At 60.7% G+C, this 26,817-nt stretch carries 28 protein-coding genes; 17 read left to right on the forward strand and 11 right to left on the reverse strand.

What is annotated here, in order from left to right; all coding sequences use genetic code 11:
- Window position 1 precedes the first annotated feature (1 nt).
- A complete protein-coding gene (locus CP49_RS25655) occupies window positions 2-859 on the forward strand; it encodes an HpcH/HpaI aldolase/citrate lyase family protein (RefSeq protein WP_057852945.1) in 858 nt (285 codons plus the stop codon).
- 166 nt (window positions 860-1,025) lie between these two features.
- Window positions 1,026-2,258: an acetyl-CoA C-acetyltransferase gene (locus CP49_RS25660; protein WP_057852991.1), complete on the forward strand. Its 1,233-nt coding sequence runs from the start codon at window positions 1,026-1,028 to the stop codon at window positions 2,256-2,258.
- A gap of 10 nt (window positions 2,259-2,268) precedes the next feature.
- On the opposite strand, the gene CP49_RS25665 is transcribed toward CP49_RS25660, so the two are convergent.
- The 3 genes from CP49_RS25665 to CP49_RS25675 are packed head-to-tail and all read right to left on the reverse strand — an operon-like array spanning window position 2,269 to window position 6,428.
- Window positions 2,269-3,858, reverse strand: coding sequence for an ATP-binding protein (locus CP49_RS25665; protein WP_156438668.1), 1,590 nt, complete (start codon window positions 3,856-3,858; stop codon window positions 2,269-2,271).
- Window positions 3,858-4,562: a response regulator transcription factor gene (locus CP49_RS25670; RefSeq protein WP_057852947.1), complete on the reverse strand. Its 705-nt coding sequence runs from the start codon at window positions 4,560-4,562 to the stop codon at window positions 3,858-3,860. The genes CP49_RS25665 and CP49_RS25670 overlap by 1 nt, the downstream gene beginning before the upstream one ends.
- Window positions 4,563-4,595: 33 nt before the next feature.
- Entirely contained in the window at window positions 4,596-6,428 is a 1,833-nt protein-coding gene (locus CP49_RS25675) for a DUF4153 domain-containing protein (RefSeq protein WP_338060381.1), read from the reverse strand.
- Here CP49_RS25675 and CP49_RS25680 point away from each other — a divergent pair.
- The gene (locus CP49_RS25680) at window positions 6,379-7,680 is read left to right on the forward strand and encodes a glycoside hydrolase family 3 N-terminal domain-containing protein (protein ID WP_057852992.1); all 1,302 of its coding nucleotides are present in this window, start codon (window positions 6,379-6,381) and stop codon (window positions 7,678-7,680) included. The two genes, CP49_RS25675 and CP49_RS25680, sit on opposite strands and share 50 nt — an antisense overlap.
- Here CP49_RS25680 and CP49_RS25685 read toward each other — a convergent pair.
- The 3 genes from CP49_RS25685 to CP49_RS25695 all read right to left on the reverse strand — a co-directional run bounded on the left by CP49_RS25685 (window position 7,572) and on the right by CP49_RS25695 (window position 10,085).
- A complete protein-coding gene (locus CP49_RS25685; RefSeq protein WP_057852949.1) occupies window positions 7,572-8,846 on the reverse strand; it encodes an OpgC domain-containing protein in 1,275 nt (424 codons plus the stop codon). The genes CP49_RS25680 and CP49_RS25685 overlap by 109 nt on opposite strands.
- A 158-nt stretch (window positions 8,847-9,004) precedes the next feature.
- Window positions 9,005-9,280, reverse strand: a complete 276-nt coding sequence (locus CP49_RS25690; RefSeq protein WP_057852950.1) for a hypothetical protein — start codon at window positions 9,278-9,280, stop codon at window positions 9,005-9,007.
- Window positions 9,281-9,449: 169 nt separating this feature from the next.
- Window positions 9,450-10,085 carry a S24 family peptidase gene (locus tag CP49_RS25695; protein WP_057852951.1) on the reverse strand — a complete coding sequence of 212 codons (636 nt, stop codon included), beginning with the start codon at window positions 10,083-10,085 and terminating at the stop codon, window positions 9,450-9,452.
- A 131-nt stretch (window positions 10,086-10,216) separates the two neighbouring features.
- Here CP49_RS25695 and CP49_RS25700 point away from each other — a divergent pair, with 131 nt between their 5' ends.
- The 3 genes from CP49_RS25700 to CP49_RS25705 are packed head-to-tail and all read left to right on the forward strand — an operon-like array spanning window position 10,217 to window position 11,539.
- A complete protein-coding gene (locus CP49_RS25700; RefSeq protein ID WP_057852952.1) occupies window positions 10,217-10,750 on the forward strand; it encodes a GcrA family cell cycle regulator in 534 nt (177 codons plus the stop codon).
- Window positions 10,747-10,917 (forward strand): hypothetical protein, encoded by a 171-nt coding sequence (locus CP49_RS45170; RefSeq protein WP_156438659.1) that lies wholly within the window; start codon window positions 10,747-10,749, stop codon window positions 10,915-10,917. The genes CP49_RS25700 and CP49_RS45170 overlap by 4 nt, the downstream gene beginning before the upstream one ends.
- Window positions 10,918-10,963: 46 nt before the next feature.
- Complete coding sequence (locus tag CP49_RS25705; RefSeq protein ID WP_057852953.1) at window positions 10,964-11,539, forward strand: DUF6456 domain-containing protein; 576 nt, start codon at window positions 10,964-10,966, stop codon at window positions 11,537-11,539.
- On the opposite strand, the gene bamA is transcribed toward CP49_RS25705, so the two are convergent.
- Window positions 11,520-13,865, reverse strand: a complete 2,346-nt coding sequence (gene bamA / locus CP49_RS25710; RefSeq protein WP_420807645.1) for an outer membrane protein assembly factor BamA — start codon at window positions 13,863-13,865, stop codon at window positions 11,520-11,522. The two genes, CP49_RS25705 and bamA, sit on opposite strands and share 20 nt — an antisense overlap.
- A gap of 237 nt (window positions 13,866-14,102) precedes the next feature.
- Here bamA and CP49_RS25715 point away from each other — a divergent pair, with 237 nt between their 5' ends.
- Window positions 14,103-15,155 carry a hypothetical protein gene (locus tag CP49_RS25715; protein WP_057852955.1) on the forward strand — a complete coding sequence of 351 codons (1,053 nt, stop codon included), beginning with the start codon at window positions 14,103-14,105 and terminating at the stop codon, window positions 15,153-15,155.
- A 21-nt stretch (window positions 15,156-15,176) separates the two neighbouring features.
- On the opposite strand, the gene CP49_RS25720 is transcribed toward CP49_RS25715, so the two are convergent.
- Window positions 15,177-16,733 (reverse strand): winged helix-turn-helix domain-containing protein, encoded by a 1,557-nt coding sequence (locus CP49_RS25720; RefSeq protein ID WP_057852956.1) that lies wholly within the window; start codon window positions 16,731-16,733, stop codon window positions 15,177-15,179.
- A gap of 143 nt (window positions 16,734-16,876) precedes the next feature.
- Here CP49_RS25720 and mddA point away from each other — a divergent pair, with 143 nt between their 5' ends.
- The 3 genes from mddA to CP49_RS25735 all read left to right on the forward strand — a co-directional run bounded on the left by mddA (window position 16,877) and on the right by CP49_RS25735 (window position 19,697).
- On the forward strand, window positions 16,877-17,653 hold the full coding sequence (gene mddA, locus CP49_RS25725) for a methanethiol S-methyltransferase (RefSeq protein ID WP_057852957.1): 777 nt from the start codon (window positions 16,877-16,879) through the stop codon (window positions 17,651-17,653).
- Window positions 17,654-17,688: 35 nt separating this feature from the next.
- On the forward strand, window positions 17,689-18,111 hold the full coding sequence (locus tag CP49_RS25730; protein ID WP_057852993.1) for a GFA family protein: 423 nt from the start codon (window positions 17,689-17,691) through the stop codon (window positions 18,109-18,111).
- Between the two features lie 323 nt (window positions 18,112-18,434).
- Window positions 18,435-19,697: a CaiB/BaiF CoA transferase family protein gene (locus CP49_RS25735; RefSeq protein WP_057852958.1), complete on the forward strand. Its 1,263-nt coding sequence runs from the start codon at window positions 18,435-18,437 to the stop codon at window positions 19,695-19,697.
- 309 nt (window positions 19,698-20,006) lie between these two features.
- On the opposite strand, the gene CP49_RS25740 is transcribed toward CP49_RS25735, so the two are convergent.
- Window positions 20,007-21,113 carry a Fic family protein gene (locus CP49_RS25740; protein WP_057852959.1) on the reverse strand — a complete coding sequence of 369 codons (1,107 nt, stop codon included), beginning with the start codon at window positions 21,111-21,113 and terminating at the stop codon, window positions 20,007-20,009.
- 547 nt (window positions 21,114-21,660) lie between these two features.
- On the opposite strand from CP49_RS25740, the gene CP49_RS25745 reads away from it, so the two are divergent.
- The 3 genes from CP49_RS25745 (at window position 21,661) to CP49_RS25755 (ending at window position 23,971) form a co-directional block, all read left to right on the forward strand.
- Window positions 21,661-22,794 carry an alpha-hydroxy acid oxidase gene (locus CP49_RS25745; RefSeq protein WP_057852960.1) on the forward strand — a complete coding sequence of 378 codons (1,134 nt, stop codon included), beginning with the start codon at window positions 21,661-21,663 and terminating at the stop codon, window positions 22,792-22,794.
- A gap of 159 nt (window positions 22,795-22,953) precedes the next feature.
- A complete protein-coding gene (locus tag CP49_RS25750; protein ID WP_057852961.1) occupies window positions 22,954-23,160 on the forward strand; it encodes a hypothetical protein in 207 nt (68 codons plus the stop codon).
- A gap of 457 nt (window positions 23,161-23,617) precedes the next feature.
- A complete protein-coding gene (locus CP49_RS25755; protein WP_057852994.1) occupies window positions 23,618-23,971 on the forward strand; it encodes a phasin in 354 nt (117 codons plus the stop codon).
- 8 nt (window positions 23,972-23,979) lie between these two features.
- Here the strand turns inward: CP49_RS25755 and CP49_RS25760 are convergent, their stop codons facing one another.
- Window positions 23,980-24,201, reverse strand: coding sequence for a hypothetical protein (locus CP49_RS25760; protein WP_156438660.1), 222 nt, complete (start codon window positions 24,199-24,201; stop codon window positions 23,980-23,982).
- A 201-nt stretch (window positions 24,202-24,402) separates the two neighbouring features.
- Here CP49_RS25760 and CP49_RS25765 point away from each other — a divergent pair, with 201 nt between their 5' ends.
- Window positions 24,403-24,687 carry a hypothetical protein gene (locus CP49_RS25765; protein ID WP_057852962.1) on the forward strand — a complete coding sequence of 95 codons (285 nt, stop codon included), beginning with the start codon at window positions 24,403-24,405 and terminating at the stop codon, window positions 24,685-24,687.
- 27 nt (window positions 24,688-24,714) lie between these two features.
- Here CP49_RS25765 and CP49_RS48985 read toward each other — a convergent pair whose 3' ends face one another.
- Window positions 24,715-25,143, reverse strand: coding sequence for a hypothetical protein (locus CP49_RS48985; protein WP_057852963.1), 429 nt, complete (start codon window positions 25,141-25,143; stop codon window positions 24,715-24,717).
- Between the two features lie 466 nt (window positions 25,144-25,609).
- Here CP49_RS48985 and tnpA point away from each other — a divergent pair, with 466 nt between their 5' ends.
- Genes tnpA through CP49_RS46325 form a run of 3 tightly spaced genes read left to right on the forward strand, consistent with a single transcriptional unit; the run spans window position 25,610 to window position 26,383 of the window.
- Window positions 25,610-25,981, forward strand: coding sequence for an IS66 family insertion sequence element accessory protein TnpA (tnpA, locus tag CP49_RS49390; RefSeq protein WP_420807646.1), 372 nt, complete (start codon window positions 25,610-25,612; stop codon window positions 25,979-25,981).
- Window positions 25,869-26,138 carry a hypothetical protein gene (locus tag CP49_RS25775; protein ID WP_420807649.1) on the forward strand — a complete coding sequence of 90 codons (270 nt, stop codon included), beginning with the start codon at window positions 25,869-25,871 and terminating at the stop codon, window positions 26,136-26,138. Before tnpA ends, CP49_RS25775 begins: the two co-directional genes overlap by 113 nt.
- A gap of 41 nt (window positions 26,139-26,179) precedes the next feature.
- The gene (locus CP49_RS46325; RefSeq protein WP_057852965.1) at window positions 26,180-26,383 is read left to right on the forward strand and encodes a hypothetical protein; all 204 of its coding nucleotides are present in this window, start codon (window positions 26,180-26,182) and stop codon (window positions 26,381-26,383) included.
- Window positions 26,384-26,817: the final 434 nt, after the last annotated feature.

Here is a 26,817-nt window from a genome sequence, read left to right on the forward strand (position 1 = left end):
GATGCGATCGTTCCTGTTCGTTCCCGGCGACAGCCTGCGCAAGTTCGAGAGCGCCAAGAAGACCGCGGCTGACGCGCTGATCCTCGACCTCGAGGATTCGATTGCGCCGGAAGAAAAGGCCGGTGCGCGGCGAACGGTGCGCGAGATGCTCGACGCCCGCAATCCGAGCCAGAAAATATATGTTCGCGCCAATGCGCTCGACACGGACATGACGCTTGGCGACCTCGCGGCCGTCATGCCGGGCCGGCCAGACGGCATCGTGCTGCCGAAATGCGCCGGCGCGGCCGACGTCAATCGCCTCTCGCTCTATCTCGATGCCTTCGAGGCAGCCGCCGGGATTGAGCAGGGATCGACGCGAATAGTGACGGTGGCGACGGAGACGGCAAGGGCTGTCCTCAAGCTGCTCGATTTCGAGAACATGAGCCCGCGGCTATGGGGCATGATGTGGGGCGCAGAGGATCTCGCAGCGTCGCTCGGTGCGTCGCGAAACCGCACAGCTGGTCGCTTCCACGGGCCGTTCCTGCTGGCGCGCGATCTCTGCCTGATCAGCGCGGCGGCGGCTGGCGTTGTCGCCATCGATACCATTGCGACCGACATCAACGATCTCGACGCCCTGCGGGAGGAGTCCACTGCCGCGCGGCAGGATGGGTTCCTCGCCAAGGCCATCATCCATCCCAAGCATGTCGACATCGTCAATGCCGCCTTCATGCCGACGGATGAGGAAATTGCCTGGTCGGAGAAGGTCGTGCAGGCGTTCAACGAGAACCCGACTTCCGGCGTTGTGAAGATCGACGGCAAGATGATCGACAAGCCGCATCTGCGCGCCGCGGAAAAGATTCTGGCGCTGCGAGGACGATAGTCTTGATCAAGTAGCCGGATGGAGCGCAGCGAAATCCGGGATCCATCCGAAATCCGCCCGCGGATTTCGCTGCGCTCCATCCGGGCTACAATCGGCCTTGATCGGATTGACAGTGTAACGCGATCGGCGGCAAATGCAGCCGATCGATATACGTGAGGAAAACATCATGGTTGACGCACTGATCATCGACGCATGCAGGACGCCGCGGGGCATCGGCAAGGCTGGCAAGGGCGCCTTGTCGGGTATTCATCCGCAGCAACTCGGCGCGACGGTGTTGCGTGCGCTGACCGATCGTACCGGCATCAATACCGCCGATGTCGACGACATCATCTGGGGCACCAGTTCGCAACGCGGGCAGCAGAGCGGCGATCTCGGGCGGATGTCGGCGCTCGATGCCGGCTATGACGTGCGCGCCAGCGCCGTGACGCTGGACCGGTTCTGCGGGTCCGGAATTACCAGCGTCAACATGGCGGCCAACTCGATCATGTCGGGCTCGGAAGACCTTGTGATCGCCGGCGGCACCGAGATGATGTCGATGGAAGGTCGTCGCGGCGAGGGGCCGTTCATGATGGACAACGGCAATCTCCGCCTGCGTGCGCGGCATCCGCAATCGCATCAGGGTGTCTGCGCCGACGCGGTGGCGACGCTGGAAGGCATCACTCGGCAGGATGTCGACGAGCTCGGCCTCGAAAGCCAGAAGCGCGCGGCAGCCGCCATCAAGGGCGGACATTTCGACAAGAGCCTCGTGCCGGTCTACCGTGAAGATGGTAGCCTCGCGCTCGACCGCGAGGAATATCCGCGACCGCAAACCACGCTCGAAGGTCTGGCCGGCTTGAAGCCAGCGTTTCCTGCGATTGCCGATTACGCGCTCGACGACCAGGGGACGACCTATCGCAAGCTCATCCTGGACAAGTATCCGGACCTCGACATCAACTTTGTGCATCACGCCGGCAATTCTTCCGGCGTCGTCGACGGCTCGGCGGCTATCCTGCTGGCGTCGCCGAGTTACGCACAAGCCCATGGCCTGAAGCCGCGGGCCCGTGTCGTCGCGATGGCGAATATGGGGGACTCCCCGACGCTGATGCTGAACGCGCCTGTGCCGGCCGCCCGCAAGGTGCTGGCCAAGGCAGGCCTCACGCTCGACGATATCGACCTGTTCGAGATCAACGAGGCGTTTGCGGTCGTTGCCGAAAAGTTCATCCGTGACCTCAAGCTCGACCGCGAGAAGGTCAACGTCAATGGCGGCTCGATCGCGCTCGGCCATCCCATAGGTGCGACCGGATCGATCCTGATCGGCACGATCCTGGACGAACTGGAACGCCGCGATCTCAAGCGTGGTTTGGTGACGATGTGCGCCGCCGGCGGCATGGCGCCTGCCATCATCATCGAGCGCGTCTGACGGCAGGGCTTTAAGCTGCCGGAAACTGCAACTCGAACGTAACACCTTCGCTGGACGGCACCAGCCGGATCGATCCGCCGTGGCTGGTCATGACGGCCCGGACGATGGAGAGTCCCATCCCCGTGCCGCCGGTGTCGCGGCGGGTGGTGAAGAAGGCATCGAATATCTTCTCCCGGTTCGGTTCGGATATCGGGTCGCCGTCATTGCTGACGGTCATCCTGACGGAAGCTTCTTCCGCGACGGCTTCGAGCCGTACGTTCTTCGCGTTGTGGCGGATGGCGTTATCGGTCAGATGCGACAACACGATCAAGGCTTTTTCGCTGGACATGCCGATCGAGCGCTCCAGGCATCCGGTTGCGTCGATCGCGCGTGTCGGAAACCGGCTCTTCAATCCGCCGATCACCTGCGACAATTCGGTATGCTCGTTCTGCGGCGCGGTTTCGGCGCGGGCCAGTTCGCGCAATCGCTGAGTCATGGCCTCCAGACGCCCGGTGTCGCCGAGGATGTTCGATATGAAGTTCTTCTGTTCCATCCGGGTGAGGTTGTCGGACTTGCTCTGTAACGAATCCAGCAGCAGTTCAGCGGCACCCTTGATTGAGGTCAGGGGCGACTTCAGTTCATGGGTGAGGTGGGCCGAAAACGTCGCGATGTAGTCCGACCGCCGCGCCAATTGTTCGGCCATGTCGAGGAAGCTGTGCGACAACTGGGCGAATTCGCGCGTGCCATAATGGGCGAGCGGCCGAAACGCGTCGCGATCACCGCGGCTGATGCGCGCGGCCCGCTCGACCAGTTCGCGCATCGGGCGGGTGATGGTTCGAGAGAAGATCAGGCCGATAGCGATCGTCGCCAAAACGACCGCAAGTCCCGCCAGAATGAACTTGCGGCGCTCCTGATAGAAATGATCGAAGATGTTGCTCGGCGTTCTCGACGTATAGATGACACCCGCCACGTGGTTGTTGACGATGACGGGCATCGCCGAAAACACGTGCACGCCGACGCCGCGGCTGATCGAGTAGATCGGCGGCGGAGGCTTGTCGGGTTTGCGAATTCGCAGGGCTGCCCGGTATTGTCCCTGTAGGGCCGTGGCCACTTCCTCGATATGGGCGAGAGATTGACCGACCTCGTCACGACCGGCGATCACGACGCCGCGGGGATCGAGGATCCGGAAGCCGGCCAGCGTGACCTTCTGCGTTTCCAGGATGATTGGCATCAGCCGCGTGCCGATCTCGATATAGGCTGGCGACGCAGGCGCGTTTGCCGGAAGGGCATTTGGCCGCCGCCGAAGCAGATCGGCGCCGGCGGCAAGATCGAGGGCGGGCCGGATCGGCGTTAGCTGGTCTTCCCGGTCGGGGCGGACCCCGGGGGGAATTTCCGCGCCGAGCGCAATGCCGGCAGCGAGCCGGGCTTCCACCTCGCGCGCATAGACCGCCGCCAGCACGCGGCTTTGGGCGATCAGTTCGGCCTGGGTTTGATGGATGAGCTGGTTGTCGTAGAGGCGGAAGAAGAACAGCCCGACCAGGGGCAGCGTCGCCACGGAGGCGAGCACGGCGAAAATGACCAGTCCCAACGATGGTCGCCATTTAACTGGTGCGCGCGGTATCATGCTTGCGGCTCGCAACGCCCGAGCTTGAAGCCCACGCCGTGAATGGTTTCGATGACGTTGTCGCAGTTCACGGCGGACAGCTTGGCGCGGATATTGCGGATGTGGCTGTCGATGGTGCGATCCGATACCTGGATGTTGAGCTGATAGGCGGCACTCATGATCTGCTCGCGGCTGAAGACGAGCGTTGGCCGTGTCAGAAATGCCCTGAGGATACCGAACTCGATGGCGGTCAGACGCAGCGGCGTGCCCGCGAACTCCGCGATATGCTGTCCTGGATCAACCGACAGCTTGCCTTGCGAAAGTGCCGCCGTTGAGGCCCTTGCATCCTCCCCGCGCGAAGCCATGCGGCGCAGGATGACGTTCACCCTTGCTACGAGTTCGCGCGGGCTGAAGGGCTTGGTGACATAATCGTCACCGCCGATCTCCAGGCCCAGGACGCGATCGATCTCGTCGTCGCGCGCGGAGAGAAAGAGGATCGGAACGTCCGAGGACTTTCTAATTTCCCGGCAGACGTCCAGGCCGTCGAATTCCGGCATGCCGATATCCAGAATCATCAGATCCGGCTTGTCGGCGGCAAAGCGGGTCAACGCTTCCTTGCCGTCGCGCGCCTCGAAGACGGTCATTCCGGCCTTCTTCAGCGCAACACGGATGACCTCGCGTATATGCAGTTCGTCGTCAACGATGAGAATGCGGGGCGTCAAACGTCTCTCCCGGCGCAATCGGCCTGCGGTCGACTAGCCTGTGGTCGAACTCTTCGGTTGGGCGTCCAGGGCGCGCTGGAGGCGCCAGTTCCGAAAACCCCAGGAGCGCCAGGAAACCGTCTCTTTCACCTGCTGTTCTACAAGGCAACCACGGCGGGAAACAAGGGTAGGATCGAACCCGCGAAGGGCGATGGCCCGGTCGATCGCCGGCAATGCCTGCGGTCCCAGGGAAAGCAGGTAGTTCATATCGATCCATACCCCCTTGCCGGTGGCTTCGCGGCCGTGGCTAACGTTGTAGTCAGCGATGATGGCGGCAAAATTGATCAGCGAGCAGATGTAGAGCGTTGCCGTCAGGGTGATGAGATTGGCGCGGATCAGCCAATCATTCGAGCGGTTCAGGACGATGCGGGCGACGATGAGCACGAGCCCAAACGCGACCAGTACCATCCAGATAAAAGCCGCGACGCGCCACCAGGTCAGCAGGTAGATTTGAACATAGAGATCGAGGCGCAGGATCGACGACATCACCAGCAAGACATTTTGCGCCACCCACAGATAAACCAGCGGTCGGATCACCCTCGATTGCTCGGCCGGGCCACCTGGCCTCATGGCGGCCAGAACGAAGCCTGCCGCCAATAGCGCCGTGACGATGAGAGGATAGGCGCCCCGATGCGCATATGAAGCGTAGCTGATATCGGCGGGCAAGGTCGCGTTGCCCCAGAGATAGATCGCATCAAGGATGGTCTGAACGGCGAACAGCAAATTAAACAGGACCAGCGAACGCAGGATTGTCGCAGCACTAAAAAATTCGACGGTGTCCGATCGCGGCTTCTGGTCCGCAGCAGCCATTTCGGCGAAAGCGGACGCGAGCCGAACCTTGCTGCGCCACCAGACATGGATGAAGGGCCATATGATTGACAGCGCCACGGTCCAAAACAGTATTCGTCCTGGACTCAGATAAGATCCGGCATTGCCGGGGTTCATCAGGCGGACCCACTTCTCGAGCAAGGGATTTGCCGAGACCAGCAGAAAAACGAAAATGCCGCCGAGGATCACGGGAATCAACCAGACGGTAAAGCCGGTCTTCAAGATCGGCAGATTGAACACGCCGATGGTGTCCCGAAGAAATCTGAACGGACCGACCAGAAACAGATCACATAACGCCGCTGCCCGCTCGCTGAGACTGTTCTGTTGAGTATTGGTCGTCAGCAACAGACCAACGCCGAGCCCCAGAGCCATGAAGGTCAGTGAGGCTGCGTTGAATTCCTCGACGACAGGTACGAATCCGGCCAGCAATAGCGCGCCTGCCGGCAGCATCCGACTTCTGTTCAATCTTGCGAAATTGGCGGCGAGCGAGCCTACCACCAGTGCGAGCGCGAAGGCGACTGCGGAAATTCCGATCTGATGGCCGTAGAACAGCCAGTCGGCCAACGCCGCCAGCGGGACGGCAATCGCGGGTTTGACCGGGAGCGGACTCGCCTGAGCGGAGCCTGCTTCGGATGCCGGCGTGGTGAAATCGGTCATGCTTGCGCTGCCTGTTTGGAGAGGAAAATTGCAAATCAGCGCCGTCGCGGGACGCTCACACAGCCACCACCCGTCGTTCGCTAGTCTTGTGGGAATAGGCATTCGATGATCGCCACTGTTTGCGCGACGAACTATCCGACGCCGTTGTGCATTTGCTTGGAACGCCGTCTGCAAGAGTTCAGGATTTTTATGCAGTTTCCGTGCAAGCGCGGTTATGCGCTCGCATCGGCGAGACAAGTTTGATACGGGCATTCTGCCGTTCGACCTCCTCTCGCAAGCCCATGCCATTTTCATGCAAATTTTCAAACGCATCGGCCTTATCCTGATCTGGCTCGCCGGCACCGTCTTCGTTTTCGCTGCAGCTAACAAGAACGATCCCTATCTGATTTCGCTGCGCGGGTCGGGAAACATTGTTCTGGCTGCCGCGAGCGTCGTTGTTGCCGTCATCCTCATCCGCCGCGGCATTTGGAGGAGGGGTGTTGCGGGAAGGGCGCTCGTTCTGCTGTGGTGTCTGCCATCGCTATCGATGCTCGGCGCGCATGCTTCGTTTGAATGGCGCAAGCAACGTGTCTTGCAGACTGAAGCCGCACAGGCGCGAAGCCTTGGACGGCATTTTATCGTTGGATACTCGTCATTCCCTGAGGTGGCTGTTCTTGCCGAGAAAGGCCTGATCTCCGGCATCTACATTACCAAGCACAATGTGGTGGGATCGTCGGCGGCGCGTCTAGGGGAAGAGATTGCGGCGCTGCAGGAAAAGCGGCGCGCTGCTAGCCTGCCGCCTCTGATCGTTGCGGCCGACCAGGAAGGCGGTATCGTATCGCATCTGGCGCCGCCCTTGACCAGACTGCCGGCGCTATCGACGCTTGCGAGCCTGGCGCCGGATGTTCGCGCCGAGAAAGCGGAGGCGTTCGGGCGTGTTCACGGGCAGGAGCTGGCAGCGCTCGGCGTCAACCTGAACCTTGCGCCAGTGCTGGATTTGCGGCCCGAGCCGAAGCGCAACCGATTCGACTTCAACACGCTGATCGGCAGACGCGCGATTTCCGATGATCCGACTGTCGTCGCGGATATCGCGCGGGCCTATGTAAATGGGCTGGAAGCGTCAGGTGTCGGCGCGACGGTCAAGCATTTTCCAGGGCTCGGACGCGTACGAACCGATACCCATCATTTCAGCGCCGATCTGGATACGCCCGTGGACGAACTCGAAGCGTCGGACTGGATACCTTTCAGGAATCTGCTGGCCGGCTCGAAAGCGCAACTGATGATCGGGCATGTGACGCTGACCTCAGTTGATCCGAGCCGCGCCGCGTCGCATTCCAAACGGGTCGTCGACGGCATCATCCGCAAGCAATGGAACTATCAGGGCGTCGTTATGACCGACGACCTCGTGATGGGGGCGATCTACCAGCGCAACGTCTGTACGGCGGTGGTGGAGGCGCTCAACGCCGGTGTCGACCTGCTGCTGGTTGCCTTCGACGGGGCGCAGTTCTATCGCATCTTTACCTGCGCCGTGGCGGCGTCGGCCGAGGGAAGGCTCGACGCCGGCATGCTGGGTGCGAGTGAGGCGCGGTTGAAAGGGGTACTCCTCGCAGATTGAGGGGCGGGTTCAGGTAGCGCCTGAGTCCGGAATGCCGGCTTGTGATCTTGTCGTTTGGACCACGACACGTAGTAGGCCACGCCCGTCATGATCAAAATCCCGGCAACGCTGACCAGGACATGCATGGCGAGCAAATCCGGGCCTGTGATCAGGACAAGGTGTCCGGCAAACGAGAGAAACACCCCGGCGCAAAACACCGATAGCCACTCCTGCCCACATGTGATGACCGGCTGCAACATCTGCCATCGGAATCCGGACCAGTCGCGCGGCACCATGTAAGCAAACAGAAAGGCCAGCGCGAGAAAATGAAGCACCCTGTGTGGGGCGAGGTTCTCCTTGTCATTGGGAAGAAGGGCATCGCGCAGCAGATCCGGGACGATGCCGGCCTGGGGAAATTTCCCGGCCACCGTCACCGCCAGAGCAAACAGCAGGTACAGCCATGCCGCGGCGCGCACGACCGCTAGTTTCTGAAGCGTACGAATAGCGCGCATTTGATTCGTACCGCTCAAGGCAAGCCAGGCGCCGAGCATAAACAGGAGTTGCCAGCAGAACGGATTGAGGTGCCACCGTCCATCCGGAAACGAAGACAGATTCCAGTCAAATTGGCAGGCTGCGAAGTAGAGACCAATCGATCCCGCCATGGTGACATTCGGCCGGCGGACCATGCCGAACAGAACGAACGGGAACACCGCCATCAATACGATGAACAGTTGCAGCACATCGAGGTTCAGCGGCTTGGCCTGAAGCAGCAGGCCGTGAATCAGCGTCCGGATCGTATGGTCGACGATTCCCGTGACGTTGAATTCGCCGATAAGTGCGGGCGCGGAGGATTGGCGCGCAACATATCCGATCAGATCGATATAGATCACGAACAGGACGATATAGGCGGCGTAAAGCTGCCACAGCCGCTTGAAGATACGGGTTGCCGTCACGACGAACCCGCGCTCCAGCATCATCCTTCCATACAGGATCGCGGCAGTATAGCCGCCGATAAACACGAACAGGTCGGTAGCGCCGCTGAACCCGAAATTACGCATGGTCAGCTGGCTGACCGCATTGTGCGGGACGTGATCCAGAAAGAGAAACCAGGCCGCGACACCAAGCAGGAGACAGAGTCGGAGGTCGCCATCGCGCGCCGCGAGCTCAGCCTTCATTGACGGATACATTGCGGGTTAAGAACTTTGCAAGTCGGAGGAATCGAATCGCAACATTAGCGCGACCGTTCGCTCAGCCGGAATAGACTTTGCGTGAAGAATAGTTAATCAAGCTGTCGGCGATTCAAGCCCGCCCGATAGTCACAATGTTTTGAGGGAATAGAGCGTGATCACGCTCTCTCGTGCTTACGTAGATCGCGAATGTGATCGAAATGGTTGGCTTGCAGGTCGGTGCCCGTCGCGCCGATCTCAGGCAGGGCCGCCTCGCTGAGAATCTCGGCGGTGATATCCTCGACCGAGCAACCTGCGATTTCGTGGATGAAGCTGATATTCCGGTATTCACCCGACGCGATCCGGGAGATAACCTCGCGCCTTGTGATTTCCGGGTCGACGATGGCCTCGCGGCCGCGGCGGCCGTAGTCGATCATCACGACGAAATACTGCATGCTGGCGATCTGACCTCATCCTGTCGTCGGTATCGACAACGGCAATATTTCGGAAAAACGGAAATTAGTCAAGTAAAAATTCGGAAAAACAGAAATTGTGCGTGAGGGGCGGCGCGACTGTCGGAGATATCGATAGAATCAACCGATTCGATAATCGCAACGCCGGTTGCTATTTGTCCGGCGTGCGGCCCGCCGTTCTTGCGGCCTTGCGTGTTCGGGCCGCCGCCTTATTGCGCAATCGTTCGATCTGGCCCCTGGGCAGGGTGACGCAGATCTCGCCGATCCATTCCAGCTTTACACCGGTAATGGGCTTGGCATTGAAGCTCGTGAGGTTGACCGAGGTCGAGGATTTTCCCCGCTCGATTGTCTTCAGGTAGCGCTCACCGGTCTTCAGGCGGACGGCGGCTTCCTCGCCGTAGAAGCTCGATAGCGGGTGGCGCTGCTCGCGATAGACCACGATGATATCGCCATTCTCGTATTTCGGCAGCATGGAATCGCCGGACACCTCGAAGGCGATGGTCTCTTCGGCGATCGGGAAGGGCAGTTCGACCTCGCCGAGGCCTTCCGGCGGCACCTGCTCGTGCTCCGGCTCGATCGAGGCGCCGGCGCCGACGCGGCCCATGATCGGCACCGAGTTTAGTTCGAGGTATTCGATGATCGGCGCGATCTCAGACGCCTTGATCAGGCGTATCCCCGACAGGATTTCGGACACGGCGCCGGGACGAACGCCCATCGCGGCGGCCAATCCACCCTTGGTCTTGCCCGGCTTGTCCAGGCCCCGCTCGATCAACCTGATGTCCAGCATGGTCAAACCTTTCCGAATTTCAGAAATTATAGCAGTTCCGATTATCAGAAATCAAGCTTGACTTTCCATTTCGGAATATCAGAAATTGATTGTCCGGCGTCGGGCGGCGTTGACAAGAGCAAGGACAACAAATGGAACTGTCGAACTGGGCGCCCGAGCACTCGGACGCGCTGCGGGAATTTATTGCCAAAGGCATGTCCTTTTCGGAAGCCGCGCAAGCGATCAATTCACGATTCAATACGTCCTACTCCCGCAGCGCTGCGCTCGGACGCGCCCGCCGCCTGGGACTGGGAGCAGACGGTCGGCGGCAACCGTCGGTGCCCGCTAAGCCCGCAGAGCTGCACGAGATCGCTGAGCCCCGTCCCGTCAATTTGAAGACGCCTGCGCTTCTCTGGCCGGCGCCGGTGTTCAAGGCGATTAAGCCGATCAAGCTGCGCTGCGTCCGGATTGAACCGCGACATCTCTCCCTGATCGAGCTGGAGCGCGGCGATTGCCGCTATCCCTATGGCGGCGATGAAGAGGGCGAGGCCATCACTTTCTGCGGCCATCCGCGGCGCCCGGGTTCGAGCTATTGCACGGCGCATTTTCATCTGAGCCGCAATCCAGTCGAGCTGCCCGAACGCGCGGCGAGCACCGTTTCGCTGCGGGTGGTGGAGGCGGCATGAAGAACGCTGCAATCAAAGGCATGGCCGACAGGCTGAAACGGCTGCCGCGCCGCCATCGGATCGCTCACCTGCGTGCGCTGATCGGACTTCAGCGGTTGGGCTGCGGCCGCAGGGACGAACTGTCCGAACTGCTGCGCGACGAGATGGCGGACGCATCAATCGAATAGATTTTCTGGTCGAAACCGAATTCTACTGTTTGAAGGAGTCAATCAGATGCCGAGAGCCAAACGCCGAAGGCCACACAATCCCGCCAAGGCGCATGACCGCAGGTCCCGCGATCTGTTACGCAATGCCGAAGTCGCAACCGTCGAGGTCGACAATCCCCTGGCGCTGGAGCCGGGCGAGAAGATCGTTGCCCTGCGTTCGATCCGTAACGATCCACTCGCGCGCCTGCATTCCCACCGCCAGATCGACGAGGCCCAATATCAGGCGGGGCGTGCGTTCCAGAGCGACTGGGAGAAGGCCGAGCGCGGACCACGCGCAGTCGATCCGACCCGCGAATATGTCGATGGCGGGCAGAGCCGCGAGCCGATCACTGAGGGCCAGCGCAAGGCCGTGCTGCGGCTGAACCGGGCCGAACGCGAACTTGGCGCGGACGGCTCGGCGTTGGTGCATGACGTCCTGGTCCAGGGTCTGACCATGGAGCAGGTCGGCCAGCGGAGGGGCATGTGTACCAAACGCTGGAGCGACTATTTTTCAAGGCGATTCCGCGAATGCCTCGACCGGCTGGCGCTGTTGTATGGGTTCGCGACTGAGCATCCTGTGCCCGTCAAAAGCCTCCAGCGCTGAATCGCAAAGGCTGCACCACGTCATAGGCCGCCTTGGTCAGCGGTACGGCGTAGTCGACGGTCAATGCGCCGAACGGCGAGGCCCAGGTCAGGCCTGCGCCGATCGACGAGCGGACGACATTCTTGTTCGCGACCTGCAGCGATGCCGTCGACCCGCTGTAGCGGAACACGCTGCCGGCATCGACGAAGGCGGTGGCCCTGAGGCCGTATTCGTTGGGGATGCCGGGGATCGCACTCTGCAGTTCGGCGGTTGTCGCCCAATAGGCGCTGCCGCCGACATTATCCATCGTAGTGCCCGGCGTCAGGTCGCGCGGGCCGAATCCGTTGGGAGCAAATCCGCGCACCATGGTCGGGCCGCCGAAGAAATTGTTCATCAGCGGCACTTGCTGGCCACCCCAACCAGTGACGTAGCCGCCCTGGGCACGAACCATGCCAACGAGGTCGCTGCTGAGCGATTTGTAGTAGCGCACATCTTCCGTCGTCTTGAGAAATTTTACGTCGCCGCCAAGCCCCGCCAGATCCTGGCTGAGCTGCGACCTGATTCCGCTAGTCGGGCTCTTTATGTTGTCCAGTGTGCTGTAGGTCGTTGTGCTGCCGGGAGCGGAGACCCAGGTCGGACCGGCGGCGGCCGCCTGCCGGACGGCCAGCGAGGGTGTCAGGCCCGAAGCGTTCGGCGAAAGCGTGATGTTCTGATTGTAGATCGAGTAACGCCACTGCACGCCGAGTTCCTCGTTGATCGGCGTACCGAACTGCAGTCTCGCGCCATAGGTCGTGCTGCCATAGGATTGGTAGCTGCTAGCGTCGTTTTGGCGGCCGAAGAGCTCGATGCCGGCTGCGACCTTGGTGCCGAGAAAATAGGGCTCGGACGCAGCAAGGTTGATGCCGCGCGCATATTGGCCGTAGGTGAAGGTAGCCTGGACGTTTTTGCCCGTACCGTAGAGATTGCGTTCGCCCACCTTGACCTCGACGAGCGCGCCGTCGACGGTCGAGTAACCGCCAGCCACGTTGAAGTCGCCGGTCGCCTGGTCAACCGCCTCGACATCGAGGATGACATGATCGGGCGCCGAGCCCGGCCTGTTCGATATTTTCACGGTCTTGAAGTAGTTCAAATTCTTCAAGCGCCGTTCGGCACGGTCTATCAGCGTCTTGTTGTAGGGATCGCCTTCTGCGATGTCGAATTCGCGCCGGATCACGTAGTCGCGGGTGCGCGTGTTGCCATGGATCTCGATCCGTTCGACATAGGCGCGAGGCCCTTGTTCGATTACGAAGGCGACGTCGATACGTTGCGTGGCGGCATCGCGCGTGAGGCGAGGGGTCGCCTGGGCAAAGGGATAGCCGAGCCTTGCCATTTCTATGGCCAGGAGCTCGGTGGTCTTGTCCAGGGCGTTGCCGTCGAACACCGCGCCTGCGCGGGCAGTCGGCAGGGAACGAAGCTTGTCGCAATCCATGTCCGGAATGTTGCAGGTGACGCTGACTTCCCGGAAGTGATAGAGCGGACCCTCGTCGATCGCGAAGCTCAGCGTGAAGCCCTTCGTAGCCGGATTATACTCAGCCTTTGCCGATGAGACGCTGACATCGGCATAACCCTTGCTGCGGTAGTAAAGCCGTAGCTGTTCCTGGTCTTGCGCGATACGGTCAGGATCGTAGACGCCACCGCCGGTCAGAAAACTCAGCATATGGGTCGCGGACGTCTTGATCACGGCGCTGAGCTGCCGTTTGCCGAAGGCCTTGTTGCCGGTGAAGTCGATCTGCCGTACCGGAGTCTTTACTCCCTCCGTTATGGCGTAGACGAGGTCGACCCGGCCGTTGCCGCGGTCGATGATCTGCGGATCGACGCTGACCTCGGCACGGCCGACACGCCTATATGCCTCGATGATGCGGCCGACGTCGGCCTGCACGGTGGCGCGTTGCAGCGAGCCGCGCGGCTTCGCTTCGACCGCTGCGGCCAGGTCGGCGTCCTTGACCTTCTTGTTGCCTTCGAATGCGACGCGGTCGAGCACGGGCGCTTCGGATAGATGCACGACAAGCCGCTCGCCGGCGCGGTCGATGGAAACCTTTTCGAACAGGCCTGTTGCAATCAGTGCTTTCAACGCAGCGTCACGTGCGGCGTCGTCGAAACGTCCATCGGGGGATGCGCGAAAATAGGAGCGGACGGTCTCGGCGTCGACGCGGCGATTTCCTTCGACGATGATCGAATCCTTCGGTGGCGGCGCGGTTTCGGCGACGACAGGTGTCGCGAAAATCAAGCCGAGGGCGCCGGCAAGCCGGCAAGCGGCCATCCCCGATCGGGATGATCGGTTGCGCTCCGCGATGCGTCTGATCTCCACGTCCCGCCGGACTCCTATTGATCGGCTGAGATCGAATTGACCGCGCGGGGCGAAAAAATGTCTGGGATAAGGTGAGTTGCGGGCGAGTTCTTTGCGGCACGCCACAATTTGGACGCCTTCTCTTAATGCGGATTTTCTCAGAATTGTCGCAATGCACGCTTCATGCTTCGCCATCGAGAGAGCCTAGGACGCTCGCGTACGAAACCGCGAATGCGCCTACGCTCGCAGGAGCATCACATGCGTTATGCAGCCTTCATTGCACTCGCGCTCATGCTGGTTCAGGCCGCGCATGCAGGGAAGACAGCGGAGGTCGATCCGCGTGCCTCGCTCGGCGTCGTCCAGCAATGGATCTACAACTACCGGACCAAGCCGGACTATGCCCATGTCCCGGGAGCCGTGCGCGTGCTGTTTCATTCGCAGACGTTCAAGGAGCCGGAGAATGCCGGAATCTATCTCGGCTTCATCGCGGGTGCGATCGGCTCGAACCCGGCCAAGGCCGAGCAGCTCATTGCCAGTTTCTTTCCCGTCCGGCCGGAAGACGAATGGGTGATCGTCCGCGCCATCGCCTATTCGGGGCTGCCCGACTGGAGAAACGTTCTGCGGCGGGTCGCGCCACGAATGCCGGGCCGGCGGGTCATGATCGACAATTACCTGGCGGGCAAACTGCCGACCTTGACCGACATCCCGCTGGAGGAGGTGAAGCCCGGCGTGATGGACAAGCTGCGCGGGGCATTCACCAGGAATCCCTTCGCCAAGGAGGAGCGCAAGCTGAACACGACGCTCACATTTGCGAGCAACCAGGATTTGCTGGATACGCTGTGGGGCTACTATTTTGCGACCGGCTCGCATGCATCTATTCAGCGCATCATCCAGATGCTGCCGTGGAGCAAGAGCCGCGACACGATCGACAAGCTGACGGTCGGAAGCATGGCGCGCTATACGCTGGCAAGCTACGCGATCCGCGACGCCAGTTTGCGCGAATATCTCCGCAGCGAACTTGCCAGACAACCGGCGGCGGTCAAGGTGCCGCTCGCCGAAGTGGTCGAGGCGGCGGACACGGTACAGATCGCAGCTCTCCGCAAGGATGCGCTGGCCGCCGTGGATGAACTCAAGACCAAGGGCTCAGATAGCCGCCGCGACCTCAGCTTCTGGGGCCAGGTCGGCGTCGGCGCGGTCGCGCTCGGTTGTGTCTCTGCGGCTGCGCTGGGGCAGGTCGCGGTCGGCATTCCCTGCGTGATCGGCGGCTCGGCCTCGCAGGGATTGCTGTCATTCTGGGAAAAGCAGCAGTAATCCAGGACCAGTTGCCGCAGCTCATTCCAGCCCGGCTCGGCGAAAGCCTTCGAGATAATGCTCGCGATCGGCGTCGTGCTTCCAGGGTAACTGCGTCGCGATCCAGGCGAGCGAAATATTGGGCTGGGTCCGGCGCAACTCCTGAAGCGCGGTCCGGGCGAGCTCGATCTGGCCGGTCATGCCGGCCGCGACCGTCAGCACCCGATAGGCGCCGGTGAGGTCGCGGCGCTGACGGGTCGCCTCGCGCGCCAGCGCAATCGCTTCCTGATAATTCTTTCCGACGAACTGGGCGTAGGCTGCAACGCCGTAGTAGATCGCCGAAGAGGGGTCGCGCGGGCTCTGGCGGATGGCGCGTTGCGTCGCCGCATAGGCATCCGTCCACCTCCCGCTATAGGACAGCGCCAGGGCGTAATACCCCTGCGCCAGGGAGAAATTCGGGTTGAGCTGAAGCGCCAGTTCGAACTCGGCCAGCGAATGGTCGAGCCGGCGCGTAGAGAAATACACGCTGCCAAGGGCCGTATGTGCCCAGGCATCCTCGCTATCGGCGGCAATCGCCGCCAATGCCGCTTGCTCGGCGATGGGTGCCGCGGTGGCAAGGTCAGTCCAGCCCAGATGCACGCCGAACATATGATTGGTTGCGAACAGGGCCAACGCCTGGCCGTAATTCGGATCAATCGCAATCGCGCGTTCCAGTAGCGCCTGCGCGGCGAGGCTGTCGGGCCGCGTCACCCGCCAATGATGCGACAGCGCGCGCATCACCAGGTCCCACGCGTCCACGCTGCTCGGCGGCTTGCGCCGGCTGCGAAAGTTCTCAGCCGCGTAAATCTGTGGCTCGATCGCGGTAACGACGGCGTCGGTAATCTCGTCCTGCACGGCGAAGACGTCGGTCAGCTCGCGGTCATAGTGCTCGGCCCAGATGTGACTGCCGGTCGCGGTGTCATTGAGCTGCGCAGTGATGCGTACGCGATCGCCGCTCCTTCTCACACTGCCTTCGACCACGTAGCGCACCCCGAGCTCGGCCGCGACCTGCCTCATGTGCACCGCCTTGCCTTTGTAGGTAAACGACGAGTTGCGCGCGATCACGAAGAACCAGCGCAGTTTCGACAGCGCGGTGATGATGTCTTCGGTGATTCCGTCGGAGAAATACTCCTGCTTGCGGTCGCCGCTCATGTTGTTGAACGGCAGTACGGCTATTGCCGGCCGGTCGGGCAGCGTTAGTCCCGGACGTAGCTGTTCTGCTTCTACCCGCGAAGTGGCCTGCACATCGCATGACCCATTCACGGCGCCGACGAAGCGAATCCCCTTGCGCGGAATGGTGCGAATGAGCCGCTGTTCCTTGCCGTTGTCGCCGATCGCGTTTCGGGCGGCGTTGATCCGGCTGTCCAGCGTCGAGTCCGAGACGATCCGTCCTTTCCACACCAGCGCAATGAGATCGTCCCGGCTGACGACACGGTCGCGGTGTTTCAACAGGTGAACCAGCAAGTCGAATACTTGCGGCTGCATCGCCACCCGCTCGCGGCCACGGCGCAGCTCGCGACGATCGGTGTCCAGGACGTAATTGTCGAAGCTGAATCTCACGTGCGCTGCCGCACCTTTCTCAAGAAACAATCAAGTCCGTCTCATGAAGAGATCAAGCGTCAGGCAAAGCCCTGGCGCCGTTCTCCGTGCATCCTGCCAAAATCGGGAGTTATATTCCCATTTCCCGTAGTGGAGCCAATTTCATGACGGAAGCCCAAGTCATCAACCCGGCGATGCCGGGCAATCGAGTGCTAAGATTCACTGCATTTCTGTTCGGCGGTGTGGCCTATCTCACATTTCTGTTCACGATTCTGTACGCCATCGGCTTCGTATCGGGGCTCGTCGTGCCGAAGGCGATCGATACCGGCGCGAATTCGGGGATATTCGAGGCAATTATCGTCAATCTCGCACTGATGTCGTTATTTGCCGTCCAACATAGCGTCATGGCGCGTAAGTCGTTTAAACACTGGTGGACGCAGTTTATTCCGAAGTCTGTCGAGCGCAGCACCTATGTGCTGTGTGCAAGCCTGACGCTTCTCCTGCTGTTCTGGCAATGGAGTCCGATGCCGGCCGTCATCTGGAGCATCCAAGAGCCTGAAATGGCCATGGTGATCGCGACACTGTCGTTCGTTGGTTGGGTGATCGTGTTCACAAGCACCTTCCTGATCAATCATTTTGAACTGTTCGGATTGCATCAGGTCGCCAACAATCTCGTGGCCCGCGAGATGCCGCCGCCAGTTTTCCGGACGCCGTTCTTCTACCGCTTTGTCCGGCACCCGATCTATCTCGGTTTCATCATCGCCTTCTGGGCGGCCCCGACAATGAGCGCCGGCCATCTGCTGTTCGCGGCGGTGACGACGGCCTACATCTTCGTCGGCATAATGCTCGAAGAGCGCGACCTCGTCGGCATGTTCGGCGACGAATATCGCCGTTATCGGGAGCGCGTTTCCATGCTATTTCCCTGGTACAAGCGGTCCTGACCATTTCTCAATTGGCTGGAGGAGGCGGAGAAATGATCAAGCACACTGGAAGCTGTTTTTGCGGTGTGGTTGAAATCCAGGTCACGGGTGCGCCGGAAGGAATGGGTTATTGCCATTGCCGTTCCTGCCGTTCGTGGTCCGGGGGACCGGTGAATGCGTTCACCCTGTGGAAACCGGAGGCGGTACGGATCACGGCGGGGGCGCACCATGTTGCGACGTTCGAGAAGACGCCGATGAGCCAGCGCAAGTACTGCGCGGAGTGCGGCGGTCATTTGATGACCAATCATCCGACGCTCGGGTTGGTCGATGTCTTTGCCACGACCCTTCCGACGTTCCCCTTCACGCCCGGCGTGCACGTCAATTACGCCGAGACAGTGCTGCCGATGCGGGATGGGCTGCCCAAACTGAAGGATTTTCCAGCCGAGCTCGGCGGCTCCGGTGAAGTGATCGCCGAGTAGGAACACGGCCTTCCACAGAAGTGATGACGCAGCGAAGGTTGTTCGCGGCGTCTACTCATCGATAGGACGCCGCTCGAGTCCCGGACCAGACCGGGAGGCGGGCGGCGTCTTTTTGCTGGGCCGTCACGGTCGAGTCCGGACCTGCACCTTGGATGCAAGGGCAGTGTTGCCGCTCCACGTGCCGTCTTAAGAGCTATGTCAGCGGCAGCTCCCGCCCTGCAAAATCGGGGTTTGGGTTACACGTCTGGTTCCGGTAAGAAAGCCTTGAAGTCGCGGCGAAAGCCTTTGTTTCGCCAGGCAAAATAAACGAGGAAATGCCGGAGATGACTGCCAGACCGCAATTGCCGGAGCGAATGCCGCGCGCAAAAGGCGAACCGACCGCGTTGGATGGTCTGCTGGTCGTCGACTTCACCAGGGTCGTTGCCGGCCCGGCCTGCACGCAAACGCTGGCCGATTTCGGCGCCGAGGTGATCAAGATCGAAAACCCCGACGGGGGCGACGATACCCGCCATTACGAACACGCGGAAATCGGCGGCGAGAGCGCGGCCTTCCTCAGCCTCAATCGCAACAAGCGCGGCATCGCGCTCGATTTCAACAATCCTGCGGCGCTCGAAGTCGCGCGCGAACTGATCGCGAAAGCGGATGTCGTCGTGGAGAATTTCTCCGGCGGCGTGATGAAGAAGTTCGGCCTCGACTATGCTTCCGTTGCGCCGACCAATCCGAAGTTGATCTATTGCTCGATCTCGGCCTATGGTCGCAAGGGCGAGTTCGCCTTGCGTCCGGGCTTCGATCCGATCACGCAGGCCGAAAGCGGCTTCATGTCGCTGAACGGGTTTCCCGACGGAGAGCCGGTGCGGACCGGTCCGCCGATCGTCGACATGGCGACGGGTATGTCGGCATGCAACGCGATCCTGCTGGCGCTGATCGCCCGCGACCGGCTCGGCCGCGGCCAGCAGGTCGAGGTCGCGCTGATCGACACCGCCGTGGCGATGACCGGTTTCTACGGCATGGCCTATCTGATCAGCGGTGCGAATCCGGGGCGCTTCGGAAATTCGCCGAACGGTTCACCCACCGTAGGCGTCTATCAGGCATCCGATGGACCGCTTTACATGGCCTGCGCCAACGATCGCCTGTACCGCCGGCTTGTGGTGGACGTGCTCGATCGGCCGGATCTCGTTACCGATCCCGAGTTCGCGCACCGGAAAAACCGAACTGCCAACAGGGAAAAGTTGCGCGCCATCATCGCCGGTGTCTTTGCCAGTGACAGTCTTGAGAACTGGATGGCGAAGATGAAGAAGGCCAACATACCGGTTGGCTATCTTCGCACCGTAGAGGAAGGCTTCAACGCGCCGGAAGTGCGTGACCGCCATCGTCTCAGCCGGATTGCGCATCCAACCGCGGGCGCCGTCCCCAATATTGAAACGCCGCTGCAGATGAGCTTGACGCCGACCGTCGACCCCGTGGCGGCGCCGCTGCTCGGCGAACATACCAGGGAAGTGCTCCGAAAGACCCTCGGCTATGATGAGCGACGTATCGCGGCTCTGGCCGAGGCGGGAGTTTTCGGGAAGGCGGGCAATACGGCCTGAGCGATGCTGTTCAGGTTTGAAGATCTGCCGCGGGAGCGCGGTCGGCCACGAAGTCCCCGTGCGTACGCCCCGAAAATTCACTGAACCTTGACGTATTCGGCCACAATCGAGGCGGATGCTGGCGTCATGAAAACGCTGGTCGCCATTTCGCTTCTTGCGCTGCTCACGATTTCCGGAGCGGCCTATACCGACCAACTCTTCATGGGCGATCGGGAAACGACGCAAGGGGTGGATTGAATTCGCCCCAACAACGCTGTCGAGCTTTTTCATTGGATCGGTCCGCCCCATACGTGTGTCATGGAGTGGCGTTCAAGCGGAGACGAGGGAGTAGCTTGTGCTTCTACCGCCGCCTTCGCCCTTGGCGAGGATGTCCTGGTCAACGAGATCCTGAATGTCGCGCAAGGCTGTATCGGGCGAGCACTTCTCGATTGCTGCCCATTTGCTCGAGGTCAGTTTTCCCTCGAAGCCGTCCAGCAGACGATTGAGCATATCGCGCTGCCGGTCATTGAACCTGACGGCGGCATGCCGCTTCCAGAATTCGGTCTTTTCGAGTACGGCTGCTAGAACTGTATTAGCTCCACTGAAGGCGCGGTCGAGACAGTCTAAGAACCACTCAAGCCACGACGTGACGTCGAGGTCGCCCTTCTGGGTGCTCTCCAGCATGTCGTAGTAAGTTTTCCGTTCTGCACGTATTTGTGCGGACATGCTGTAGAAGCGTTGCGGGATTCCTTCGGAACGGGCAAGCGACATGTCGGCGATGGCGCGCGCAATCCGTCCGTTGCCATCCTCGAAAGGGTGGATGGTCACGAACCAAAGATGTGCGATCGCGGCCTTGATGATCGGATCGATGTTTTCTTCCGTGTTGTACCAATTGAGAAACGCAGTCATTTCGGCCTCAAGCTTTTCCGCCGTCGGTGCCTCGTAATGCACGCGTTCGCGTCCGTAATCGCCGGAGACGACCTGCATCGGTCCAGCCGACGCGTCGCGCCAGGCTCCTACAGTGATCTTCTTCATGTTGCTGCGGCTCGTCGGGAAGAGCGACGCATGCCAGCCGAAGAGTCTTTCTGCCGTAAGCTCGGTTTGGAATTTCTGCGTGGCGTCGAGCATCATCTCGACAATGCCTTCGACATTGCGATCTGCCGACGGCAAAGCGCCCGCATCCATGCCAAGGCGACGCGCGAGCGATGAGCGCACCGCGTTCTTGTCGAGTTTTTCTCCCTCGATGTCGCTGGACTTGAGGGCTTCTTCGGTCAGGGTGGTCAGGACAGCTTCTTCCTGCTGGGGGAAGCCCAGTCCCTGCATCCGGCCAATAAGCTGCCCCTGCCGCAGCCGAACCGCGGCAAGCTGCTTTGCCAGGGTGGTCGAATCCCAGGAAAAGTTAGGCCAATCAGGTAGTTGGTGGATATAATTCGACATTCTCCGCATCCTCTGCGGGGAATATGGCAGCTATTCTCCGCATCCGCAAGGGTAATTTCCGCAAATTATGCGGAGAATGGAGCGGCGATTCCCCGCACCGGGCCGAAATCCCAACATCGGACGATGGCTTGAGCCCCGGGCTAGCGAGAGCGGTCCGCTTGTCAGCTCGCCGTGAGGGACGTTCTGCGACCCGATTCGGCCACGTAACCTAAACGTTCTTGAAGGGATCGTCGGTCGTTGCTTTCGATGAAAGGACCGTCGGTTCAGGCGGGACGTTGTAGCGGTGGAGCGGGCCGTTTCGTTCGCACGCGCAGCGCAATCGAAGCAGACTATTTGAGACCCAGTTCGATCATTCCCGTATTCACCAGTGTGCCGGCCGTGATGGCGGCGCTTCCCTGGTTTCGGGGGCGGGAAACGCCCACTCCATTCCGATGCCTCTCGCGAATGAATAACATCCCTGCATTTGCACGACGCCTAACCCGTTCAAAGCGGTAGCTTTTTTCGTTTATCTCTGGGTAATGTGCAGCCAAAACGGGAGAGAAGCAGCATGAATGATGGGACCCCCTTGCAGCCGGCGAGGAATGTCGAACTCGGCGCCAGCGGTGAAGAATTCCAAAATCTCCACGAATTCGTTCGAAAAGCCCGCTCCCGACTCAACCAGAACGCATGGGACTACATCGTCGGCGCCTCTGAGACCGAGACCACCATGCGCCGCAACCGCATGGCGCTCGACGAGATTGCTTTTCGGCCCCGGGTGCTGCGCAATGTCGCGGAGGTCGACGCCTCGACCGAGGTATTCGGCCGCCGCCTGCGTTTGCCTGTCATGATCGCGCCGGTCGGCGCGCTCGAGATTTTCGATCCCGATTCAGGCGCCGCCGTCGCGCGCGGAGCGGGGCAGTTCGGCGCCGCTCACATGTTGAGTTCGGTGTCCGAGCCGGGGCTTGAGGCGACGGCCAAGGCCGCGCCCGCCGCATTGCGCATTTACCAGCTCTATGTCCGAGGCGACGACGCCTTTGTCGAAGACGTTGTCAGGCGCACCATTGATAACGGTTATGCCGCCTTCTGCCTGACCGTCGACACGGCGCATTACAGCCGGCGCGAGCGCGATATCGCCAAGCGGTATGTCCGCGAAAGCCGTATCCGGGCCACCGGCGGCGACTTCCAGAAGGGGCTGGAATGGCGCACGGTGAAGCTGATCAAGGACAAGTATAAAATTCCGCTGGTGCTCAAGGGTATCGCCACCGCGGAAGACGCAGCCATCGCGCTCGATCATGGCGTGGATTGGATTTATGTGTCGAACCACGGCGGCCGCCAGCTCGACCACGGACGCGGTGCGATGCACGTCTTGCCGGAAATCGTCGACGCTGTTGCCGGCCGCGCCAAGATCATGGTCGACGGCTCGTTCTGCCGTGGCACCGACATCGTGAAGGCGATCGCCTCAGGCGCCGATCTGGTCGGCATCGGCCGTCTGCAATGCTGGGCGCTCGCTGCTGCAGGCGAGGCCGGCGTCGTGCGGATGCTTGAATTGCTGGAAGACGAAATGATCCGCTGTCTCGGGCTGCTTGGCGTCACCAGCCTTGCCGAACTCGACAAGTCCTATCTGCATGCGGCAACACCGACCAATCCGCCAAGTGCGTTCAGCGCCTTTCCGTTGCTGGACATCGAGCCCTATCGCTACTGAGGATCAAGGCTGCAGCACTGTCCGGCGTGCGGACCTCACCGCGTCCGGGCAGGTTGTCTTCGCATCGTCGGGAACCCGGCGTCGATTGCTGCATTATCAGGCCCAGCCAAGGCTTTCCAGCGACAGATCCGATCCACCTGGTCCAATGGTCGAGCGCGAATGGCGGACAATCCTTTCGCTGAATTCAGCCTCGAGAAGGCTATCGCTCTCCGCTGGACGTTGCGGGACATTCAGGCTCGTCGATTGAAAATGTCGCCGGTCAGCGATGAAGATTTGCGAACGTTGACAGGCCTCGGCCTGATCGAAGTGCGCGACGAAGGGCTCGTGCTGACGCCGGCTGGAATCGCCGTGGTCAACGGCGCGTGATCAGCGCGCCTTCAGGAAGCTCTCCCCGGAGTCGCAAGGCGCGCAGCGATAGGTCAGCACGTCGTAATTCTGGTCGCGTGGCTCGATCATGGCCAGCCGCATCTGCGTGCCGCATTTCATGCAAGGCATTTCTATGCTGGTTTGAAACCGCGTGCAGGTTGGCGTCGGCCGAAACGTTTGCAGCATCGTATCCCCTTGTCCCGAGAGAGACTTAAAACCAGAGACGCAACGCCACCGACGATCGACCCTAACCCGAATCACTATGCCACACTGTTGCCACCATTGGAATCGGGCGCCGCATCCGTACGGCTACGGACCGTGAAGGAAGGAAATCATTCCTTGCGATTGCGCTAGGCCTGGGTGCCGGCCGCCACCAGCCACGCCGTGGGGCCAATACAACGGAGACGCAGCCGGGAATTATGCTAACCTTGCCAAAGTCGACATGGGAGAAGCGACCATGACTGAACCGAAACTCGAAGTCCCGGCCGAACTGCGCGAACTGGCCGAGAAAACCATCGATCAGGCAGAAAAGGCGTTCGGCATGTTCTTCGATGCCGCCGGCAAATCCATGACGTCGATGCCCGGCGCGGGGACGGAAATTTCGAAGCAAGCGCTGTCGTTTACCGAGCAGAATATGAAGGCTGCGTTCGAGCATGCCCGAAAGCTGGTCCATGCGACCGACCTTCAGGAGGCGATGCGGATCCAGTCTGAATTCCTGCGCAGCCAGTTCACCAACGCCGGCGAACATATGCGTCAGATCACCGGCGGCGTCATATCGGCCGCAAAAGATTCGACGAAAGGGAAGTTCTGAGAAGCGCGCTAGCGGCGGCGTCCGATCGCGACACCGAACAGAAAGGCGACGAACAAGCTGGCTAGCGGCGCCTCGCGGGTAACCGCGCTAATGGTCGAGAGCGGCATTCCCGGTTTCCGTGCCTCTGTGATCGCATCGCTGAGGCGGCCGACCGCAGCCTGCAGCGCGGCGGATACTTCCGTCAGCGTGCGCGAAACATCGGTCGCAGTGTCGATGGCGCGTTCTGCCATGCCAGGCTGCGATGGATCTGAGGTTTCAGTTTTCACGTTCTGCAACTCACTGGTCACTCGGCATTGGCCGAGCGACGACTAACGTCCTGACAATACCTGGCTAAGGTATTTGTTCCCGGCAGTTGTCGCCTTGGCTGAATAAGGAACCTTAATGATCGCTCGGATTTAATCTCGTCAGAGGAAATCAACGCGGATTTTCAGATGGCGAAGGAATTGACGGAAGATCGTCTGAGTCGACATGGTGGCGCGCCGCTGAGGGTTGCGATAGCGGTGGCGGTTCTGGGCGTACTCGGCATGCTGATCGTCGACCATGGGCCATGGAACAAGCCGAAGCAGCAGCCGGCCTTTATGGCGAGTTACAGCTCGACCGGCGAAGCTGCCCGCGCAGCCGGCGCGCAGATCCTGCCGACCGAACCGAAGTTGCAGGTGGAGCCTAATCCGCCCGTGCCAAGACCGGTTCACCCGGTGAACCCGGCGCCCAAGTAAAGCGCGCGGTTTGACACGTCGGGCAAATCACCGGCATGACGGCATCATCACCGAAATTCGCCGGCTTCTGAGCGAACGCGTCAGCGCACGCTGACGAATGCGCCCCAGCACGCAGCCAACGCTGCAGCTACCAGCACGAGCAGCGGATTGTCGCAGAGAACGGGCTGCCATATTGGCACATCGCGACACCCAGCGAGCCGATCTCATGAGGCTCGCCGCATAGAACAAGCCCGACAGAATGGTGAGCACGGCAGCAAGGAAAAACATCGGATAGCCTCCTTGCGCTCTGTTGGGCCGCAGGTTGCGCCGTCCACGGCCTGACGATTTCGTTTCGATGCCGCTGTGCTGAATCTGGTTTGCTTTGGCTACTTGACGCGTCGGGCAAATCAGGGGCACATTGGCATCATCGCCGATATCGTAGATGCCCGCGCCGGAAACGGCGGCGGGCTTCTTCATTTCACAAGACTATCGGCCAACGCCGTTTCAATTTGTCGAAACCGTTTCGTCGAATTTTCCGCAATTCGTTAAGAGCCCCGCCATCGGAGCGCAGTCAATGCCGCAAACCGGCGAAGCCGGACGCGTGCAGCGCGAGCCTTTATTGGAACCGTCAGTCTGGCGGCGGCCTCCTGCAATTGCGGATCGATATCCTGCTGAGTACGCGCAACAAGACGCTCCACTGCGAAGGATGGCGTTCGGAACATTGATTTTGAATGCTTTCTCAGTTCGAGCGGCACCATGCCGCTCCATTCGGCACCGCTGCTGTGTCATCAAAATCAATGTGCAGACAAACACTTGCGATCACCGGCGGCTGGCGCGACATCGTCGCTTTTATCTTGCCGTCGTTGCCGTCTCGCCGAAATCGTCCGAATCTTGCACGACTTTCTGAGAGTGCAGTGTCGTTCCAAATCGGGTTCTCTCGTACATGGGAGGATCTCCGGTGGCATCTCGGTGCTGGGTAAAAGCGCACAGCCCTTGTTGGTCGTTGCACGTCGAGGCATGGCGTCAAAGCGGAATGGCGCGCGCGGATTACTGCCGCCAGCACGGGGTGTCGATCCGCTCATGGGCCTCGGGGCGATTACCTCGCATCTTGTGGTATCGCTCTATTTTGCCAAGCGAAGTTTTGAGAATGTGTCTCGGAGTATTAAACGATGACCAGAGTGCAGGCTGCGGATTTCGGGGCCATCGTCGCCAAGACTCTGGCCGAACAACAAAGGATTGCTCGAGACGATATCGATGCAATGGTTCTCAAAGCCGTCGCGACGACACTGACATCCTTCGGGATCGACGAAGATGATCGCAAGGAGCTTCGCGCTGATCTTCACCACTTGCGGCGCTGGCGTAGGGGCGTCGAGCAGCTACAGAGCTATGCATTCAAGGCTGTCGTCACGGTCATCGTAACGGGCTTTGTCGTAGCTGTGTGGCTCGGCATCAAGGTGACGCTCGGCAAATGACTGCTGACATGCCAACGACGAGGAGAGTTCAGGTCCGGCGGATGTATCGGAATCGCACCAGCGCGTGCGTACCCGTGCGCCGCTACCGGTTGCATCTGGTATCGAGCGGCGTTGGTGTAACGACCATCAACCAGACCGTATCGACGCTGCATTTCTTTTTCACGCTCAGGCGCTACGATATCGTCGTGAGGCGAAGCCAGCGAACCGGCGTCATCGTGTACTTCCAGGATTATCGCGCATTGTAGGTGCCGGCAGGTGATCGCGAGGAAGGGCGGGTTAAGCGAACGTTGAAGCCGATTTTCACTGCGTCGCCGCTTCTCGAAAGTTCCGCACGGGCCGAGCTGGTCGGCGCCCACCGAGGACGAAATGCCGCCAAATAGCAATGCTTCCGTCGACCGATCTCCATAAGCACAAAGGTCCGCTATGAGTTCGTTCGAGGAACCTCCGGCAGTCCCGCACCGCGGCGCATTTGACGGGCCGGATTTCGCTTTGGAAGCCCGTGGCCGTTTATCGGGCCTCTCGAGGCGAACCAGCGACTTCGTCACTTCGACCGGTCCTGCTATGCCTTCTGTGGTTGGCGGTGCTTGCACTCAGCTGCGGCGCGGTTCGAGCCCAAGGCACAATCCCTGACAGAGAATTGGTAGTTGCGACCAAGGAAGCCCCGCCCTTCGCGATGAAG

Origin of the sequence: Bradyrhizobium valentinum (assembly GCF_001440405.1) — a bacterium.
Lineage (GTDB): Bacteria > Pseudomonadota > Alphaproteobacteria > Rhizobiales > Xanthobacteraceae > Bradyrhizobium > Bradyrhizobium valentinum.

What these genes read in the sequence shown, in the direction of transcription:
- CP49_RS25740 (WP_057852959.1), bottom strand. Translation starts at nt 21,113, where the DNA reads ATGTCGAATTATATCCACCAACTACCTGATTGGCCTAACTTTTCCTGG.
- CP49_RS25680 (WP_057852992.1), top strand. Translation starts at nt 6,379, where the DNA reads ATGCAAATTTTCAAACGCATCGGCCTTATCCTGATCTGGCTCGCCGGC.
- mddA (WP_057852957.1), top strand. Translation starts at nt 16,877, where the DNA reads ATGACGGAAGCCCAAGTCATCAACCCGGCGATGCCGGGCAATCGAGTG.
- CP49_RS25755 (WP_057852994.1), top strand. Translation starts at nt 23,618, where the DNA reads ATGACTGAACCGAAACTCGAAGTCCCGGCCGAACTGCGCGAACTGGCC.
- CP49_RS25760 (WP_156438660.1), bottom strand. Translation starts at nt 24,201, where the DNA reads ATGGCAGAACGCGCCATCGACACTGCGACCGATGTTTCGCGCACGCTG.
- CP49_RS25735 (WP_057852958.1), top strand. Translation starts at nt 18,435, where the DNA reads ATGACTGCCAGACCGCAATTGCCGGAGCGAATGCCGCGCGCAAAAGGC.
- CP49_RS25715 (WP_057852955.1), top strand. Translation starts at nt 14,103, where the DNA reads ATGCGTTATGCAGCCTTCATTGCACTCGCGCTCATGCTGGTTCAGGCC.
- CP49_RS25705 (WP_057852953.1), top strand. Translation starts at nt 10,964, where the DNA reads ATGCCGAGAGCCAAACGCCGAAGGCCACACAATCCCGCCAAGGCGCAT.
- CP49_RS45170 (WP_156438659.1), top strand. Translation starts at nt 10,747, where the DNA reads ATGAAGAACGCTGCAATCAAAGGCATGGCCGACAGGCTGAAACGGCTG.
- CP49_RS25690 (WP_057852950.1), bottom strand. Translation starts at nt 9,280, where the DNA reads ATGCAGTATTTCGTCGTGATGATCGACTACGGCCGCCGCGGCCGCGAG.
- CP49_RS46325 (WP_057852965.1), top strand. Translation starts at nt 26,180, where the DNA reads ATGTATCGGAATCGCACCAGCGCGTGCGTACCCGTGCGCCGCTACCGG.
- CP49_RS25765 (WP_057852962.1), top strand. Translation starts at nt 24,403, where the DNA reads ATGGCGAAGGAATTGACGGAAGATCGTCTGAGTCGACATGGTGGCGCG.
- CP49_RS48985 (WP_057852963.1), bottom strand. Translation starts at nt 25,143, where the DNA reads ATGAAGAAGCCCGCCGCCGTTTCCGGCGCGGGCATCTACGATATCGGC.
- CP49_RS25685 (WP_057852949.1), bottom strand. Translation starts at nt 8,846, where the DNA reads ATGTATCCGTCAATGAAGGCTGAGCTCGCGGCGCGCGATGGCGACCTC.
- CP49_RS25695 (WP_057852951.1), bottom strand. Translation starts at nt 10,085, where the DNA reads ATGCTGGACATCAGGTTGATCGAGCGGGGCCTGGACAAGCCGGGCAAG.
- CP49_RS25745 (WP_057852960.1), top strand. Translation starts at nt 21,661, where the DNA reads ATGAATGATGGGACCCCCTTGCAGCCGGCGAGGAATGTCGAACTCGGC.
- tnpA (WP_420807646.1), top strand. Translation starts at nt 25,610, where the DNA reads ATGGGAGGATCTCCGGTGGCATCTCGGTGCTGGGTAAAAGCGCACAGC.
- CP49_RS25660 (WP_057852991.1), top strand. Translation starts at nt 1,026, where the DNA reads ATGGTTGACGCACTGATCATCGACGCATGCAGGACGCCGCGGGGCATC.
- CP49_RS25700 (WP_057852952.1), top strand. Translation starts at nt 10,217, where the DNA reads ATGGAACTGTCGAACTGGGCGCCCGAGCACTCGGACGCGCTGCGGGAA.
- CP49_RS25750 (WP_057852961.1), top strand. Translation starts at nt 22,954, where the DNA reads ATGGCGGACAATCCTTTCGCTGAATTCAGCCTCGAGAAGGCTATCGCT.
- CP49_RS25655 (WP_057852945.1), top strand. Translation starts at nt 2, where the DNA reads ATGCGATCGTTCCTGTTCGTTCCCGGCGACAGCCTGCGCAAGTTCGAG.